Here is a 13,218-nt window from a genome sequence, read left to right as displayed (position 1 = left end):
AAACTAAATTCCTTATTGATAACCGTATATTTTTTATTTTTTATTTTTAAAAAAAGACCATACTACCTAAGTGGCAATATGGTCTTATATTTGTCTTTATTTTTATTAATTAGCGTAGTATAAATTCTTTGAAGGGTATTCAGGATCACTTGTTACGTCTATACCAAGTTCTCTAAATGTTTGTTCATCATTTTTACTTAATATAGTAGTTGAATGAGCTTGAGCACCTTTTAATATTGGTAATTTATCTATTGCAACTTGAGCCGTTGGATTAGTTACAGCACTTATACTTAATGCTGCTAGTACTTCTTCACAACTTAACTCAGGAGTTCTACTTGCCAATGTTTTAGTTTTTAAATTTAAGATTGGTTCTAATACTGCTGGAGATATTAAATGCATATCATCTGCAATGTTAGCTATATGCTTTATAGCATTTAATACTACTGCTGCACTTGCATTCATTACATTTGAACCTTTACCAGTTAATATTGTACCATCATTTAATTCTAAAGCTACAACTGGACATGTATCATTTTTACTAGCATTTTCTTTTAATTTAGCACTGTAGTTTCTAGCTGGTATAACAACCTTTCTATCTTCAGGCTTTAAATTAACTTCTTCCATTATTAATTTTATAGTGTCATATGCACTCTTATCAAACTGACCTTTTTTATATTCACAAGCAGTTTTAAAATATCTTCTTATTATCTCTTCTTTTGCAGCTTCTTTAACAACTTCATCATCAACTATACCAAATCCTACTCTATTGACACCCATATCTGTTGGTGATTGATATATTGATTCTTTTCCAGTTATTTTTTCTATTATTTTCTTAAGAACAGGGAATAATTCTAAATCTCTGTTATAGTTTACTGAAGTTTGTCCATATTTTTCAAGATGGAATGAATCTATCATGTTAACATCCTTTAAATCAACTGTTGCAGCTTCATAAGCTATGTTTACTGGATGCTTTAATGGTAAGTTCCAAACTGGGAATGTTTCAAATTTTGAATACCCAACACTATTTCCTCTTTTATTTTCATGATATAACTGACTTAAACAAGTTCCTAATTTACCACTGTTTGGCCCTGGAGCTGTTACAACAACTATCGGCTTAGTAGTTTCTATATATGGATTTGCTCCATATCCTTCATCACTTACTATTGTATCTACATCTGATGGATATCCTTTTGTTGGAGCATGCTTGTAAACTTTTATTCCTCTACGTTCTAATTTATTTATAAATACCGTTGTAGCAGGTTGTCCTTCAAATCTTGTGATTACAACACTATTAACATCTAATTCATAAGATCTTAAATCATCTATTAATCTTAGAACTTCCATATCGTATGTTATTCCGTAATCCCCTCTTATTTTGTTTCTTTCTATATCTCCTGCATAAACACATATAACAACTTCAACTTTTTCTTTCATGTGCTGTAAGACTTTTATTTTTGCATTTTCATCAAATCCTGGTAATATTCTTTTTGCGTGTAAGTCTCCTATTAACTTTCCACCAAACTCAAGATACAATTTATCAAAGTTATTAACTCTCTCTAATATGTATTTTGACTGTTCCTCTAGGTATTTCTTATGATCGAATCCTATTTTCATATTTCCACCTCACTAAATTTTAATTATTGATAACCGTATATTTTTTATATTTTTTATTTGTATTTAGTTAAATTTTCCAATTCGCTTAGTTTACGAACTTTTTTAACTAAGTTTATATTATACATTTAAGAAAAATTTTTTTCAAGACAATTTTCTCAATATTTTTTCAAAAAAATAGACTATCTTACGATAGCCTACCTTTAAACTTAACATCCACAGCCGTCAAAGAATTCTCCATAGCTGCAAACTATTAATAATAATATTAAGAATGGTATCCAAGTGCAAATATCAAACTCTGCCCAACAATCTTGGAATGCTAAGAATAGGAAAAATAATATTATTATCCACCATCCATCGCCACCAAAAAATCCACATTCTCCAAATAGTCTATCTAGCATATTGCTACCCCCTTGTTGATTTACATTCAGAGCTTTTTACTCTTGGTTTATATTATGAATTACTATTGGTTTTTGACATTACTTTCTAAAATTAATTATAAAAATAGACTATCTTTCGATAGTCTATCCTTATTTTACTTTAGCACTCGTCGAAGCATCCGCCACAACTAATTGCAATTAGTAATAATATTAAGAATGGTATCCACGCACAAATATCTATATCTACCCAAGTCTCACCAAAAGCTAAGAATAGGAAGAATAGTATTACTATCCACCATCCACATCCACCAAAAAATCCACATTCTCCAAATAGTCTATCTAGCATATTGCTACCCCCTTGTTGATTAATACCTGGAGTATTTACTCCTAGCATATACTATGATGCAAACTTAATTTTTGACATTACAATTTTAAGTTTTTCTTAATTTTTTTCTTCAGGCAACTAGTTATTATTTTTACAATAACTAATTTTTCCTTATACATAAAAAATAGACTATCTTTCGATAGTCTATTTCATAATTAACATCCGCAACCGTCGAAGAAATCTCCGCAGCTACAAACTATTAATAATAATATTAAGAATGGTATCCAATCACAAATATCAAATTCTGCCCAACACTCTTGGAATGCTAGGAATAAGAAGAATAATATTATTATCCACCATCCACAGCCACCAAAAAATCCACTTTCTCCGAAAAATCTATCTAGCATATTCTTACCCCCTTGTAGAATTATATCTAGAGTTTTTCTACTCCTAAAATATATTATGAAGCTAGATAGGTTTTTGACATTACTTTTTTATTTTAACTAAGAATATTTTTTATTTCCTTAAAATTAAGCCCATCCTCCAGTATTAGACTTCCATGATTATAGGGAATACACTAGGTCTTCTCTTTGTTTTATCATATATATAATGCTCAACAGATTTTTTTACACTTCCTTTTAATACTTGCCATTCGATTACTTTATTATCTAAACATTTTTCAACTTCTTCTTTAGATATGTTTTTTATACTGTTAATTAAAGATTCAGACTCCCTTGCATAAATAAAGCCTCTAGTAATTATATCAGGTCCTGCTAAGATGCTATAGGTTTCTCTTTCAATAGCTATAACAATAGTAACCATACCGTCTTTTGCTAGTTCTCTTCTATCTCTTAACACTATATTACCAACATCTCCAACACCTATTCCATCTACATATACAACCCCTGTATGAACATGTTTAGATGTATTTACTCCACTTTTAGATATTTCCAATACTTGACCAGTCTCTAATGTAAATACATTTTTAGGGTTCATACCTAATTTGATTGCCAAATCACTATGATGTTTTAAATGTCTATATTCTCCATGTACAGGCATGAAGTACTTAGGATTCACCAAAGTATGAATTAATTTAAGCTCTTCTTTATATGCATGCCCTGAGACATGGACTTCTTCTAAATCTTCATATATTACTTCTACACCTTTTCTAAATAACTGGTTTATAACTCTAGAAATCATTTTATCATTGCCTGGTATTGGTGAAGCTGAGATTATAAATAAATCATCTTTATATATTTCAATTTTTCTATGAGATCCATAAGCTATTCTTGATAGGCCTGCCATTGGCTCACCTTGACTACCAGTAGTTATTATTGTTATATTTTCATTTGGATAATTATTTATTTCATCTATATCAACAATATAGTCATTCGGTATATGTAAATACCCTAGCTCCATAGCAACTTGTGAAATATTTTCCATACTCCTTCCACTAAAAGCTATCTTTCTATTATATTTCATTGATGCATTAGCTATTTGTTGCATTCTATGAATATTAGAAGCAAATGTAGCAACTATAACTCTTCCTTTTGCATTTGAGAATATTCTTGTTAAAGTTTCTCCTATAGTCATTTCCGATAAAGAATGACCAGTTCTTTCTACATTTGTACTATCCGCCATTAGTAGTAGTACACCCTTTTTACCTATCTGAGATATCCTATTTAAATCGGTTATTCTTCCATCAATAGGTGTATAGTCTATTTTAAAGTCTCCTGTATGAAGAATAATACCTTGTGGTGTATAAATAGCTAATGCGCATGAATCTGCTATACTATGTGTAACTCCTATAAATTCAACACTTATTTTTTCTAGCTTTATAGTGTCTCCAGTTTTTACAGATATAATAGTGCAGTCAGATAACATCTCATGCTCTTTTAACTTATTCTCTACTAAGCCTAACGTTAACTTAGTTCCATATACAGGTATATTGATTTGTTTTAAAATATAGGGTATTGCACCAATATGATCTTCGTGCCCATGGGTAAGAAATATACCCTTAATTTTATCTCTTCGTTCAATTAAATACTTAATATCTGGTATAACCAAGTCTACACCATACATTTCTTCATCTGGGAAAGATACTCCGCAATCTATCACTATAATTTCTTCTCCACATTCAATAGCTGTAATATTCTTTCCTATCTCACCTAATCCCCCTAAGGGTATTATTTTTACACTATCACTATTCATAAAACACTCCTCCTTAGTTATATGTACTTTTATATGGTAAAAATATTTTACTAATATTTAAATTTCACAATTAGTCTTTCTCTTCATAATTATATTTCTACTCTCATATATTATTTTTTCTTTATTTACCTATATTTAATCCTATTTTTATTAAATAGATTAAAAAAAATATTTTAATTTTTGAATAATCTAGATAAATTTACTAAAACTAGTATTGGAGGTGTATTTATGATTAATTTAAATAATAAAGAAAGAATGCTTTTAGAAGATGAAAAATCTCACGAAGAATTATGTGTAAAAAAATACCAAGATTATGCTAAAAAAGTAGAAGACCCAACACTACAAGCACTATTTAACGAGCTTGCACAAAAAGAACAAGAACATTTAGATTCTATAAATCAAATGTTAAACGGAACTGTGCCAAATGTTAATCAACAACAAGGACAGCAACAACAGTCTCAACAAAATATGGCAGGTTCTATGAGTAATAATATAGAATCAATGATAAACGTTAACAATATGAATATAAATTCTATACAAAATACAACTTATAATGAGCATGATAAATTACTTTGCCAAGATACGCTTTCTACTGAAAAATATGTATCATCTACATATAATACAGCTATATTTGAGTTTAGGGATAAAAATATAAGACAAGTTCTAAACCATATACAAAAAGAAGAACAAGAACATGGAGAAAAAATTTACAACTACATGGCTCAACACGGCATGTACAATGCCTAAACAAAAAAGCTATAGACTAATTTGTCTATAGCTTTTATATGCATTATTTTACTAATGCTTCATATTCTTCTTTAGTTTTTGGAGCTTTTAATTCACCTTTTTGGAATCTTTGAGCTTGCTCGTTAACATAATCTATTATTTCTTGTGGCACTAACTTAGAAGTAGTATCAGCTATTCCAACCGCATTTTGATCTAATCCGTAAGTAACTGATGATCCACCTTTAAAGTTACCTTCAACTAAAGCTTTAACTGTCTCGTATACACCAACATCAACTCTTTTTATAGCTGAAGATAATACATTTTCTGGAGCTAATCCACTTTGATCTCTATCTACACCTATAGCAAATTTCCCTGTTTCTTTAGCTACTTCTATAGCTCCTGTTCCAACATCTCCACCTGCTGTGAATATTATATCTGCACTCTTATTGTACATTTGACTAGCTATAGCCTTACCTTTAGCTTGGTCAGTAAATGAGTTTGCATATTGAGCTTGTATTTCTGCTTCTGGGTTAGCAGCTTTCACCCCTGCCATAAATCCATATTTAAAAGTATCTATTACTGGTAATTCCATACCACCTATAAATCCTACATTATTTGTTTCAGTCGTTTTACCTGCAACTAGTCCAACTAGGTATGCAGATTGTTCTGCGTTGAATAGTATAGTTTGGACATTTCCTGGTATTTCAGGATAAGTTTCATCTACTAATACAAATTTTTGATCTTCATATAATTCAGATGCTTCTTTTATAGTATCAGCTAACTTCATACCTACACCTATTATTAAATCTGTATCTTGATCTACTAATGTTTCAACATTTGTCATGTAATCAGAATCTTGCTTTGATTCTAAGTAACTAACTTCTACACCTAATTCAGCTTTAGCTTTTTCTAATCCTTCCCAAGCACTTTGGTTGAAAGATTGGTCATTTACTCCTGCAACGTCTGTTATCATTGCTATCTTTAATTTGTCATCACTTGAACTTTCTTTTTCATCGTTACTTGAACATCCTACTAGTAAAGATGTTGATAATATAGCTACTGTTGATAATGCTACTAATTTTTTTAATTTCATGATTGTACCTCCGTCGTCTTTAATTAGCATAGCTAATGACACTCGTACTTTTCCATTCTTACTATTTTTGCTATAAAAAAATCCTTCTATCTTCAGAGATAAAAGGATGTACATTTTGATTATAATTGCTGTAAGTATGTAAATACCTTCATAGCCTCTCTGGACTAAGTTAAAGTGTCTTCATTTATTTTTCTTAATTATGTCATTATTCGACATTATTGTCAATATCAAAATATTATTTTATTTTATTTTTTATATGTAATCTTACTATTAGATTCTGTATATAGTTGTTGTTTTTATAAGTTTTTCAGGAATAAATTTCTTAATATATGTATATAAATGTATTATGTATTCTTCAGCAAAACTCAGAGGAAAATGTTTTTTTATATTGAATTTATTAACAACAAGTTAATTTCAAATAATTATTTTATAAGAAGGTTGGTGTAATTTATGGTAAACAATATAGTTAATTTCCCTTATAATGCTAGGGCTGTTGCAAGATTAGATTCAAATAATGTAGTTCACAATCACCTTTATCACGACTGTCCTATTGGTAGAATCGATGATAATAATGTTATACACAACCATCATAGCAATCATTCTCCTATTGGTAGAATAGACGAAGAAGGAATAATTCACAATCATCACTGCGATGACTCTCCTATTGGTAGAGTTTGCTCAGAAGGTTTTATACATAATCATCACGCTGAACACTCTCCTGTTGGTAGAATCGATGGTGATAATCCAAATTTAGCTGGAAGTGCTTATTTATTACTACTACACGGTAATAGATAATATTATAAATAATCGATACTAAAAAAACTTTGTGCATATATCTGCACAAAGTTTTTATTTTTGTATTATTTTATAAACTCATTTACAAACTTTATCATCATGGGCTTTAATACACCACTATAATCTACTATTTGAGCTATTTGACGATTATTTTCTGTTTGGGAATTAAAGTTTGCTATTTTAAATGTATAGCATCCATCTACTACTTCAATTAAATATCCACAATCCTTAGTATTATTTATTTCTATATCTGCTAAATCAGATTCACCTTCTATTATGCGCTCTTTATTTGCACATACTATATTTTCTTGTGCTGAGCTATCACCAATAGCAAATACAACGTATTGACCATTACTTTGTACGTTTTCATCCTTAACAAATAAACGATTTGTAAGACTACTTTTTACCATATTAACTGGGATTAAAGAACTATCTATAACTTCATCTAAGTTTTCCTTTGTACTTTCTATGAATTTGTCCATATCAAATTTTTCTAATTCAATTTTTAATATATTTAGGTTATCTAAATTTTCCTGTGGTATGTATTTAGATACATTTTGGAAAACGTGATAAAAATCTTGTATTTCATATCCTTTATTTATGTAATTATTTTTAACTTCATACTCTTCATCAAATTCTTTTAGTAATTTGCTTAGTTCTTCCTTTGTCTTTGAATCTTTTATGCTAGTTACAAAAGGTATTATCTTACTAGGTTTCATTAAAAAGTTTTGAAGCGGCTTCATAGTTTCATTAGCTTCTTTTATATCATTTTCTTCAAAAGCTACTTCAATACCATCTTCTAAAAATGCTACTTCTACTTCCATTTCATAGTCATCAATATCCATAACATTAGTTCCAACTGGATACATTGCTATCAACTTACTTTTATCATAAACATATCCAAATGCATAATCTATTTCTAGTTGTTTTTTCATATTTATCTCCTCGATTCTTTGTTTTTATGTAGATATATTATCATATATATTATATTATGTCTTAATTATGTTTTATACAAACAAAAAAGACGCCATCACAGGCGTCAATTTATTTTCACTTTATTTTTTATTTGCCTTAGCATTTTGCTTTATAGCTTTTAAATGCCTTCTTATAAAATATACTTCCATTGTCATTGCTGCACAAGCAAGTAACCTACTACTTATCTCCGATGAGTTTATAGCAAAATTATAGAAATACATTAACAGAGACAAATCAAGCCCTATCATAATTACATCGAACATATTACTATTATCTCCTATTCCATTTATATATAAAACTTTTAATTTCATTTATTTTGATTTAGTCTAATTAATAGTGTTATAATAACAAAATAGATTTATTAAGTCAAATAAATTTGAACATGATTAATTTCATTCAATCATTTTCAAAAATACTTTCAAATACTCTATTTTAAGATAGTATTTCACCAAGGAGAAAATAACATGTCTGGCAAAATTGATAATATAAAAAATAAAGCTAAAGAATATATAAAATTTAATATAGTAGGTATAAGTAATTTTTTAATCTCTCAATGTTTCTACATTACTTTAAACATAGTTTTTAAAATAAATTATATATTAGCATATACAGTTACAAGTGTTTTAAGTGTCATCGCTTCTTATATATTTAATACGAAATATACTTTTAGAGAAGAAAGTTTCTCCACTAAGAAATTTTCTTTAACTGTATTAATATATATTCTTCAATATATTATTAATATGGGTTCTATTATTACAATGGTAAATATATTTAACATTGGAGAAATATTGGCTTCTTTCTTTGCCCCAGCAATTTCAACACCTATAGTTTTTATATTAATGAGATTAGCAATAAAGAACAAAAGAGCTTGATTTTCAAGCTCTTCAAACTAGTCTATCGTAATTTTACATTTACGAAGAAATACACCAATTATTATAATTACACCCATTGCACCTGAGATAGGATATATAAAGTTTACTAAAGTAGCAAATGGAAGTCTCCCACCTATAAATCCAATAATACTACAACCTATAGCTATGAGCTTGAACTTATTTGAATTTTCCTTCGCAAAGCTAGAACATACACTCCAAAGTAATGGTACTGCTGTAGTATATATTCCTGCTATAAGCATAATAGAAAACATAGTTCCTACAATAGGGGATATTTTATCCGCCATATATAATGTAGGAATTTCTTTTATGTATACATTTTGTATATCAGAAAGTAGTCCTATATTCAAAAACATAGCTGCTATCATAAAAACTATTCCACCTATTATTCCGCCCCATATACAATTGCTCTTATTTTTTGCAGTAGATCCAACTCCAATTAAAAATGGCGTTACCACTATAATATTCAAACCACTATATAAAGGCACTGCAAGCCACCAGTTATCTACTGCTTTTGTTATACTTAAATTTTGAATTATAGTATCCACACTTGATAGTGTATCATAATTTCTAGCAATAGTGACTATACCAATACCTACAGATATAATAATAATCATCGGTCCAATATTTCCTAAGATATCAATAATTTTATTTAGCCCTAACAGAATAGATGCTAACGCTAAAATCACTATTAATAAACTTCCTAAACTTTTACTTATGCCATAATATTGATTGATAGCAGCACCTGCACCTGATATCATAACAACAAAGCTACAAAAGAAAAATATCGGCATGAATAGCTTAAAAAATTTTCCTATACAATTCCCACATAAGTATGTAAATATATCATTATTACTTCTGAGTCTAACACTTTTCCCCATCTCTAATAAACTAGCTCCACAATATGCAAGTATTACCATACAGAAAATATTAGCTACTATACTTACAGTTCCGTATGCTGTAAAAAATTGCATGATTTCTTGTCCTGTAGCAAATCCAGAACCGATACATACAGATATATACGTACCCGCAAACATCATTATCTCTTTAATATTATTTCCTTTACTCATTTTCCCCTCCTTATAAAATAGTTAATAACGTTGTCCATATATATATATGCTTGTTTAAATTTATTATTATTAAATAAAAAAAGTAGCTACAAAGATTGTTAATCTTTATAGCTACTTTCATTTACTAAACTATTTCATATCCATTACACATTAAAGCCTTTAATGCATATTCTATATCATTATTTTTTACTAATATATAATCACTATCAAATGTGGAAATTTCAAAAATATTTATCTTAGCATCTTTTAGTATTCTTTCTATTTTATTCAAAATACCTACCAAGTATAAATTCAATGGCTCAAGTATCTTAAGAATTTTCCACTCTTTATCAATATCCATGTCTGATGGTATATTTTCATCTGAACATATTAAACTTAATTGGTCTTTTATATTAGTTATATAGTAAAAATCATTAGTGTCTACAAATATTGGTGAACTTATATTACTATCTAAGCTACAAACTGCATAATTCCCTTTAAACAATTCTAACTGCATGTTTCTCCATCCCCTTTTATTTACACCTTTATTGGACTTGCTTTTACTTTATACTATGCTGCTTTTACTTTATTGTCATCATTATACATATCTAAATTTAAATCATTTTCACTTTTTGCTATTACAAGAGTACAAATATTATCTCCCATAACATTTACAGTTGTTCTAAACATATCTATTATTCTTTCAACTCCCATTATAAGGCCTATACCTTCTAATGGTAATCCTACTGATTGTAAGACCATAGATAACATTATCATACCTACTCCAGGCACTCCTGCTGTACCTATTGATGCTAATGTGGCTGTTAATACTATGGTAATCATATCATTTAATCCTAATTGTATTCCATATATTTGTGCTATAAATAATGCAGCTACCCCTTGCATTATTGCAGTACCATCCATGTTAATTGTTGCTCCCATAGGTATTGTAAATGATCTAGTACTTTTTCCAACGCCTAGCTCTTCCATTATCTCTAAACTAGCTGGCACTGAAGCATTACTTGATGCTGTCGAAAATGTTATTGCTGCAACTCTAGTAAATTTCTTTATAAAAGGCGCTATTTTTTGCTTAGTAAATAACTTGAACAATCCACCATACACAACACTTACATGTATTAATAATCCTAATAATACAATAACTACATATTTTAGTAGAGCCATTATTGCATCTGTTCCAACTGTAGCAAATGTATTTGTCACTAATGCAAACACTCCATATGGAGCAAATAACATTATTATATTTACCATCTTCATACAAATTTCGTTTGCACTCTCAAATATTACTCTAACTGGTTCTGCTTTTTCACCGACTACACTCATTGCAATACCTATAAGCATCGAGAAGAATATTACTTGTAACATCTCTCCATTTGCTAGTGAAGCTATTGGATTTGAAGGTATAATACTTAGTACTATATCTACCAATGATTTCGATTCTCCAATTGCTACTTCACCCGTAACCATACTACTCATATCAAGACCTATACCAGGCTTTAATAAATTACCTAGTGCTAACGATATAACTATTGCTATTGCTGTAGTTCCTAAGTAGAATACCATTGTCTTTCCACCTATTCTACCTAACTTCTTTACATCTCCCATAGAAGATGTTCCACAAACTAATGAAACAAACACTAATGGTACAACCATCATCTTTATTGCAGTTGTAAATCCGCTACCTAACACTTTAATAATCCCGTTTAATAGTACCGTATCTTTTAAAAATCCACCTGGTAATCCTTTTAATACAAGACCAAAGATGAATCCTAAGAATAATCCTAATAATATCTTACTTGTTAATGTCATTTTTCTCATAATGTATACCTCGTTTCGAACTTTTTTCTTATGCTATATATTTATTATACTCATATTTCACTTTTTTGTACATAATAAAATTAAGTATCGAACTGTACTTAAGCTCTATTTTTTAATTAAATATAGTTTTTTGTATTTTTTCTTAATTTTTTTAGGATATTCTTTCATTTACAGTTCTTTTTAATGTAAACACCTTAAAATTTGTTATTTAAGAAATAATTCGCATGTTATTAAAGTTAAAACCCATTTTTAATGATATAAATATAGCACTTTTTAGTTTTTATTCTAACTAATAAAGCTAATTCTAACTTTACCTTGATTATATAAATACAAAAAAACTGCTTCAATTATCTTGAAACAGTTTTCTCACATTATGACTTAATTATTATTAAATTCAATTATGTTATATTCATTATATAGTAAATCAACTATAAGCAATTTGTTTCTTAGTGTACTTCCCTTACTTAATAATACTTTTATAACTTCTCCAACTTGAATAGAAGCTATATTAGCAGGAGTAAATGCTGGGTTGCCAAGATCATTTTCTATACCTTTATTAATACCATTTTTATATATTAAACTTAATGTATTATCTCCTGGAAGTATTGTACACACCTGACCAAACCACCCACCTATTGCTCCATGTATCATAGGTATACCCAATTCTTCACAACTATTTTGAAGTATAAATCTAACACTTATACTATCTAGCGCATCTACTACTATATTATGATTTTTTATTATCTCTCTACAGTTATCTTCCTTTATTTCCTCTTTGATAAAGGTTACTTCTACATCAGAATTTATTTCCTTAATCCTATTTCTTGCTATTTCTACTTTACTAATTCCTATTGAATCTTCTTTGCATAATATTTGCCTGTTTAAGTTTGATTCTTCAAATACATCATAGTCAACAAGTGTTAAACACCCTATACCTAATCGTGCCAGCATTTCTATGATATACCCTCCAAGACCTCCGCACCCAACTATACATACACGAAATTCTTTTAATTTTTCATTTTCTTCTATACTCAACGAAGATATATTTCTTTTATATCTATCTTTAATTTTAACCACCTCCAACAGGCGGAAATAAAGATAATACATCTCCATCTTTTAGTTTTCTATTACTTGGTCCATCAAAACCATTTAATAATAATAAGGCTACTTCTTCTTCTCTTATTTGAATTCTCTTCAATATATCTAAGATACTAGTGCTATCATCCACATTTAATACTTGCACCTTATCTCGTCCTTCTCTAAAATATGCAAAAAGCCTTACTTCTATCTTAATTTTCCCCACCTCTACTTTCCTTAAATCTGATAC

16 protein-coding genes are annotated in these 13,218 nt (G+C 28.9%); 3 read left to right on the top strand and 13 right to left on the bottom strand.

All coding sequences use genetic code 11. The annotated features are described in order from the left end of the window. Positions 1-105: 105 nt before the first annotated feature. From ACI48P_RS20350 to ACI48P_RS20330, 5 genes are all read right to left on the bottom strand, one after another. The gene (locus ACI48P_RS20350; protein WP_475219083.1) at positions 106-1,614 is read right to left on the bottom strand and encodes a DUF1846 domain-containing protein; all 1,509 of its coding nucleotides are present in this window, start codon (positions 1,612-1,614) and stop codon (positions 106-108) included. A 206-nt stretch (positions 1,615-1,820) separates the two neighbouring features. Beyond that, the gene (locus ACI48P_RS20345) at positions 1,821-2,012 is read right to left on the bottom strand and encodes a hypothetical protein (protein WP_475219081.1); all 192 of its coding nucleotides are present in this window, start codon (positions 2,010-2,012) and stop codon (positions 1,821-1,823) included. A 139-nt stretch (positions 2,013-2,151) separates the two neighbouring features. Then, positions 2,152-2,337: a hypothetical protein gene (locus ACI48P_RS20340; RefSeq protein ID WP_475219080.1), complete on the bottom strand. Its 186-nt coding sequence runs from the start codon at positions 2,335-2,337 to the stop codon at positions 2,152-2,154. A gap of 194 nt (positions 2,338-2,531) precedes the next feature. After that, the gene (locus tag ACI48P_RS20335) at positions 2,532-2,723 is read right to left on the bottom strand and encodes a hypothetical protein (RefSeq protein ID WP_475219079.1); all 192 of its coding nucleotides are present in this window, start codon (positions 2,721-2,723) and stop codon (positions 2,532-2,534) included. Positions 2,724-2,865: 142 nt separating this feature from the next. After that, entirely contained in the window at positions 2,866-4,527 is a 1,662-nt protein-coding gene (locus ACI48P_RS20330) for a ribonuclease J (RefSeq protein ID WP_475219077.1), read from the bottom strand. A gap of 228 nt (positions 4,528-4,755) precedes the next feature. Here ACI48P_RS20330 and ACI48P_RS20325 point away from each other — a divergent pair, with 228 nt between their 5' ends. Further along, the gene (locus ACI48P_RS20325; protein WP_475219075.1) at positions 4,756-5,274 is read left to right on the top strand and encodes a spore coat protein; all 519 of its coding nucleotides are present in this window, start codon (positions 4,756-4,758) and stop codon (positions 5,272-5,274) included. Positions 5,275-5,317: 43 nt separating this feature from the next. On the opposite strand, the gene ACI48P_RS20320 is transcribed toward ACI48P_RS20325, so the two are convergent. Beyond that, positions 5,318-6,346: a BMP family lipoprotein gene (locus ACI48P_RS20320; RefSeq protein ID WP_475219073.1), complete on the bottom strand. Its 1,029-nt coding sequence runs from the start codon at positions 6,344-6,346 to the stop codon at positions 5,318-5,320. Positions 6,347-6,796: 450 nt separating this feature from the next. On the opposite strand from ACI48P_RS20320, the gene ACI48P_RS20315 reads away from it, so the two are divergent. After that, on the top strand, positions 6,797-7,141 hold the full coding sequence (locus tag ACI48P_RS20315; protein WP_475219071.1) for a hypothetical protein: 345 nt from the start codon (positions 6,797-6,799) through the stop codon (positions 7,139-7,141). 65 nt (positions 7,142-7,206) lie between these two features. Here ACI48P_RS20315 and ACI48P_RS20310 read toward each other — a convergent pair whose 3' ends face one another. Continuing rightward, the gene (locus ACI48P_RS20310; protein WP_475219070.1) at positions 7,207-8,076 is read right to left on the bottom strand and encodes a hypothetical protein; all 870 of its coding nucleotides are present in this window, start codon (positions 8,074-8,076) and stop codon (positions 7,207-7,209) included. Between the two features lie 120 nt (positions 8,077-8,196). Beyond that, positions 8,197-8,379, bottom strand: coding sequence for a hypothetical protein (locus tag ACI48P_RS20305; RefSeq protein ID WP_475219069.1), 183 nt, complete (start codon positions 8,377-8,379; stop codon positions 8,197-8,199). Between the two features lie 201 nt (positions 8,380-8,580). Here ACI48P_RS20305 and ACI48P_RS20300 point away from each other — a divergent pair, with 201 nt between their 5' ends. Beyond that, positions 8,581-8,988 carry a GtrA family protein gene (locus ACI48P_RS20300; RefSeq protein WP_475219067.1) on the top strand — a complete coding sequence of 136 codons (408 nt, stop codon included), beginning with the start codon at positions 8,581-8,583 and terminating at the stop codon, positions 8,986-8,988. A gap of 17 nt (positions 8,989-9,005) precedes the next feature. Here ACI48P_RS20300 and ACI48P_RS20295 read toward each other — a convergent pair whose 3' ends face one another. The 5 genes from ACI48P_RS20295 to ACI48P_RS20275 all read right to left on the bottom strand — a co-directional run bounded on the left by ACI48P_RS20295 (position 9,006) and on the right by ACI48P_RS20275 (position 13,194). Next, positions 9,006-10,076 (bottom strand): YkvI family membrane protein, encoded by a 1,071-nt coding sequence (locus tag ACI48P_RS20295; protein WP_475219065.1) that lies wholly within the window; start codon positions 10,074-10,076, stop codon positions 9,006-9,008. Positions 10,077-10,200: 124 nt separating this feature from the next. After that, positions 10,201-10,572: an ACT domain-containing protein gene (locus tag ACI48P_RS20290; RefSeq protein ID WP_475219064.1), complete on the bottom strand. Its 372-nt coding sequence runs from the start codon at positions 10,570-10,572 to the stop codon at positions 10,201-10,203. Positions 10,573-10,625: 53 nt separating this feature from the next. Then, positions 10,626-11,891 carry a dicarboxylate/amino acid:cation symporter gene (locus ACI48P_RS20285; RefSeq protein ID WP_475219063.1) on the bottom strand — a complete coding sequence of 422 codons (1,266 nt, stop codon included), beginning with the start codon at positions 11,889-11,891 and terminating at the stop codon, positions 10,626-10,628. A gap of 378 nt (positions 11,892-12,269) precedes the next feature. Continuing rightward, positions 12,270-12,998, bottom strand: a complete 729-nt coding sequence (locus ACI48P_RS20280; protein WP_475219132.1) for a HesA/MoeB/ThiF family protein — start codon at positions 12,996-12,998, stop codon at positions 12,270-12,272. Next, positions 12,961-13,194, bottom strand: a complete 234-nt coding sequence (locus ACI48P_RS20275; protein WP_475219061.1) for a MoaD/ThiS family protein — start codon at positions 13,192-13,194, stop codon at positions 12,961-12,963. Before ACI48P_RS20275 ends, ACI48P_RS20280 begins: the two co-directional genes overlap by 38 nt. Positions 13,195-13,218: the final 24 nt, after the last annotated feature.

Source organism: Romboutsia sp. LXY-2, from assembly GCF_056171995.1.
Note: the sequence above shows the minus strand (reverse complement) of the source record. Positions and strands in the feature narration are given on the sequence as shown.

Excerpts from the sequence above, each read along its gene's own strand:
- ACI48P_RS20350 (WP_475219083.1), bottom strand. The coding sequence starts at position 1,614 with ATGAAAATAGGATTCGATCATAAGAAATACCTAGAGGAACAGTCAAAA.
- ACI48P_RS20345 (WP_475219081.1), bottom strand. The coding sequence starts at position 2,012 with ATGCTAGATAGACTATTTGGAGAATGTGGATTTTTTGGTGGCGATGGA.
- ACI48P_RS20340 (WP_475219080.1), bottom strand. The coding sequence starts at position 2,337 with ATGCTAGATAGACTATTTGGAGAATGTGGATTTTTTGGTGGATGTGGA.
- ACI48P_RS20335 (WP_475219079.1), bottom strand. The coding sequence starts at position 2,723 with ATGCTAGATAGATTTTTCGGAGAAAGTGGATTTTTTGGTGGCTGTGGA.
- ACI48P_RS20330 (WP_475219077.1), bottom strand. The coding sequence starts at position 4,527 with ATGAATAGTGATAGTGTAAAAATAATACCCTTAGGGGGATTAGGTGAG.
- ACI48P_RS20325 (WP_475219075.1), top strand. The coding sequence starts at position 4,756 with ATGATTAATTTAAATAATAAAGAAAGAATGCTTTTAGAAGATGAAAAA.
- ACI48P_RS20320 (WP_475219073.1), bottom strand. The coding sequence starts at position 6,346 with ATGAAATTAAAAAAATTAGTAGCATTATCAACAGTAGCTATATTATCA.
- ACI48P_RS20315 (WP_475219071.1), top strand. The coding sequence starts at position 6,797 with ATGGTAAACAATATAGTTAATTTCCCTTATAATGCTAGGGCTGTTGCA.
- ACI48P_RS20310 (WP_475219070.1), bottom strand. The coding sequence starts at position 8,076 with ATGAAAAAACAACTAGAAATAGATTATGCATTTGGATATGTTTATGAT.
- ACI48P_RS20305 (WP_475219069.1), bottom strand. The coding sequence starts at position 8,379 with ATGTTCGATGTAATTATGATAGGGCTTGATTTGTCTCTGTTAATGTAT.
- ACI48P_RS20300 (WP_475219067.1), top strand. The coding sequence starts at position 8,581 with ATGTCTGGCAAAATTGATAATATAAAAAATAAAGCTAAAGAATATATA.
- ACI48P_RS20295 (WP_475219065.1), bottom strand. The coding sequence starts at position 10,076 with ATGAGTAAAGGAAATAATATTAAAGAGATAATGATGTTTGCGGGTACG.
- ACI48P_RS20290 (WP_475219064.1), bottom strand. The coding sequence starts at position 10,572 with ATGCAGTTAGAATTGTTTAAAGGGAATTATGCAGTTTGTAGCTTAGAT.
- ACI48P_RS20285 (WP_475219063.1), bottom strand. The coding sequence starts at position 11,891 with ATGAGAAAAATGACATTAACAAGTAAGATATTATTAGGATTATTCTTA.
- ACI48P_RS20280 (WP_475219132.1), bottom strand. The coding sequence starts at position 12,998 with ATGTATTATCTTTATTTCCGCCTGTTGGAGGTGGTTAAAATTAAAGAT.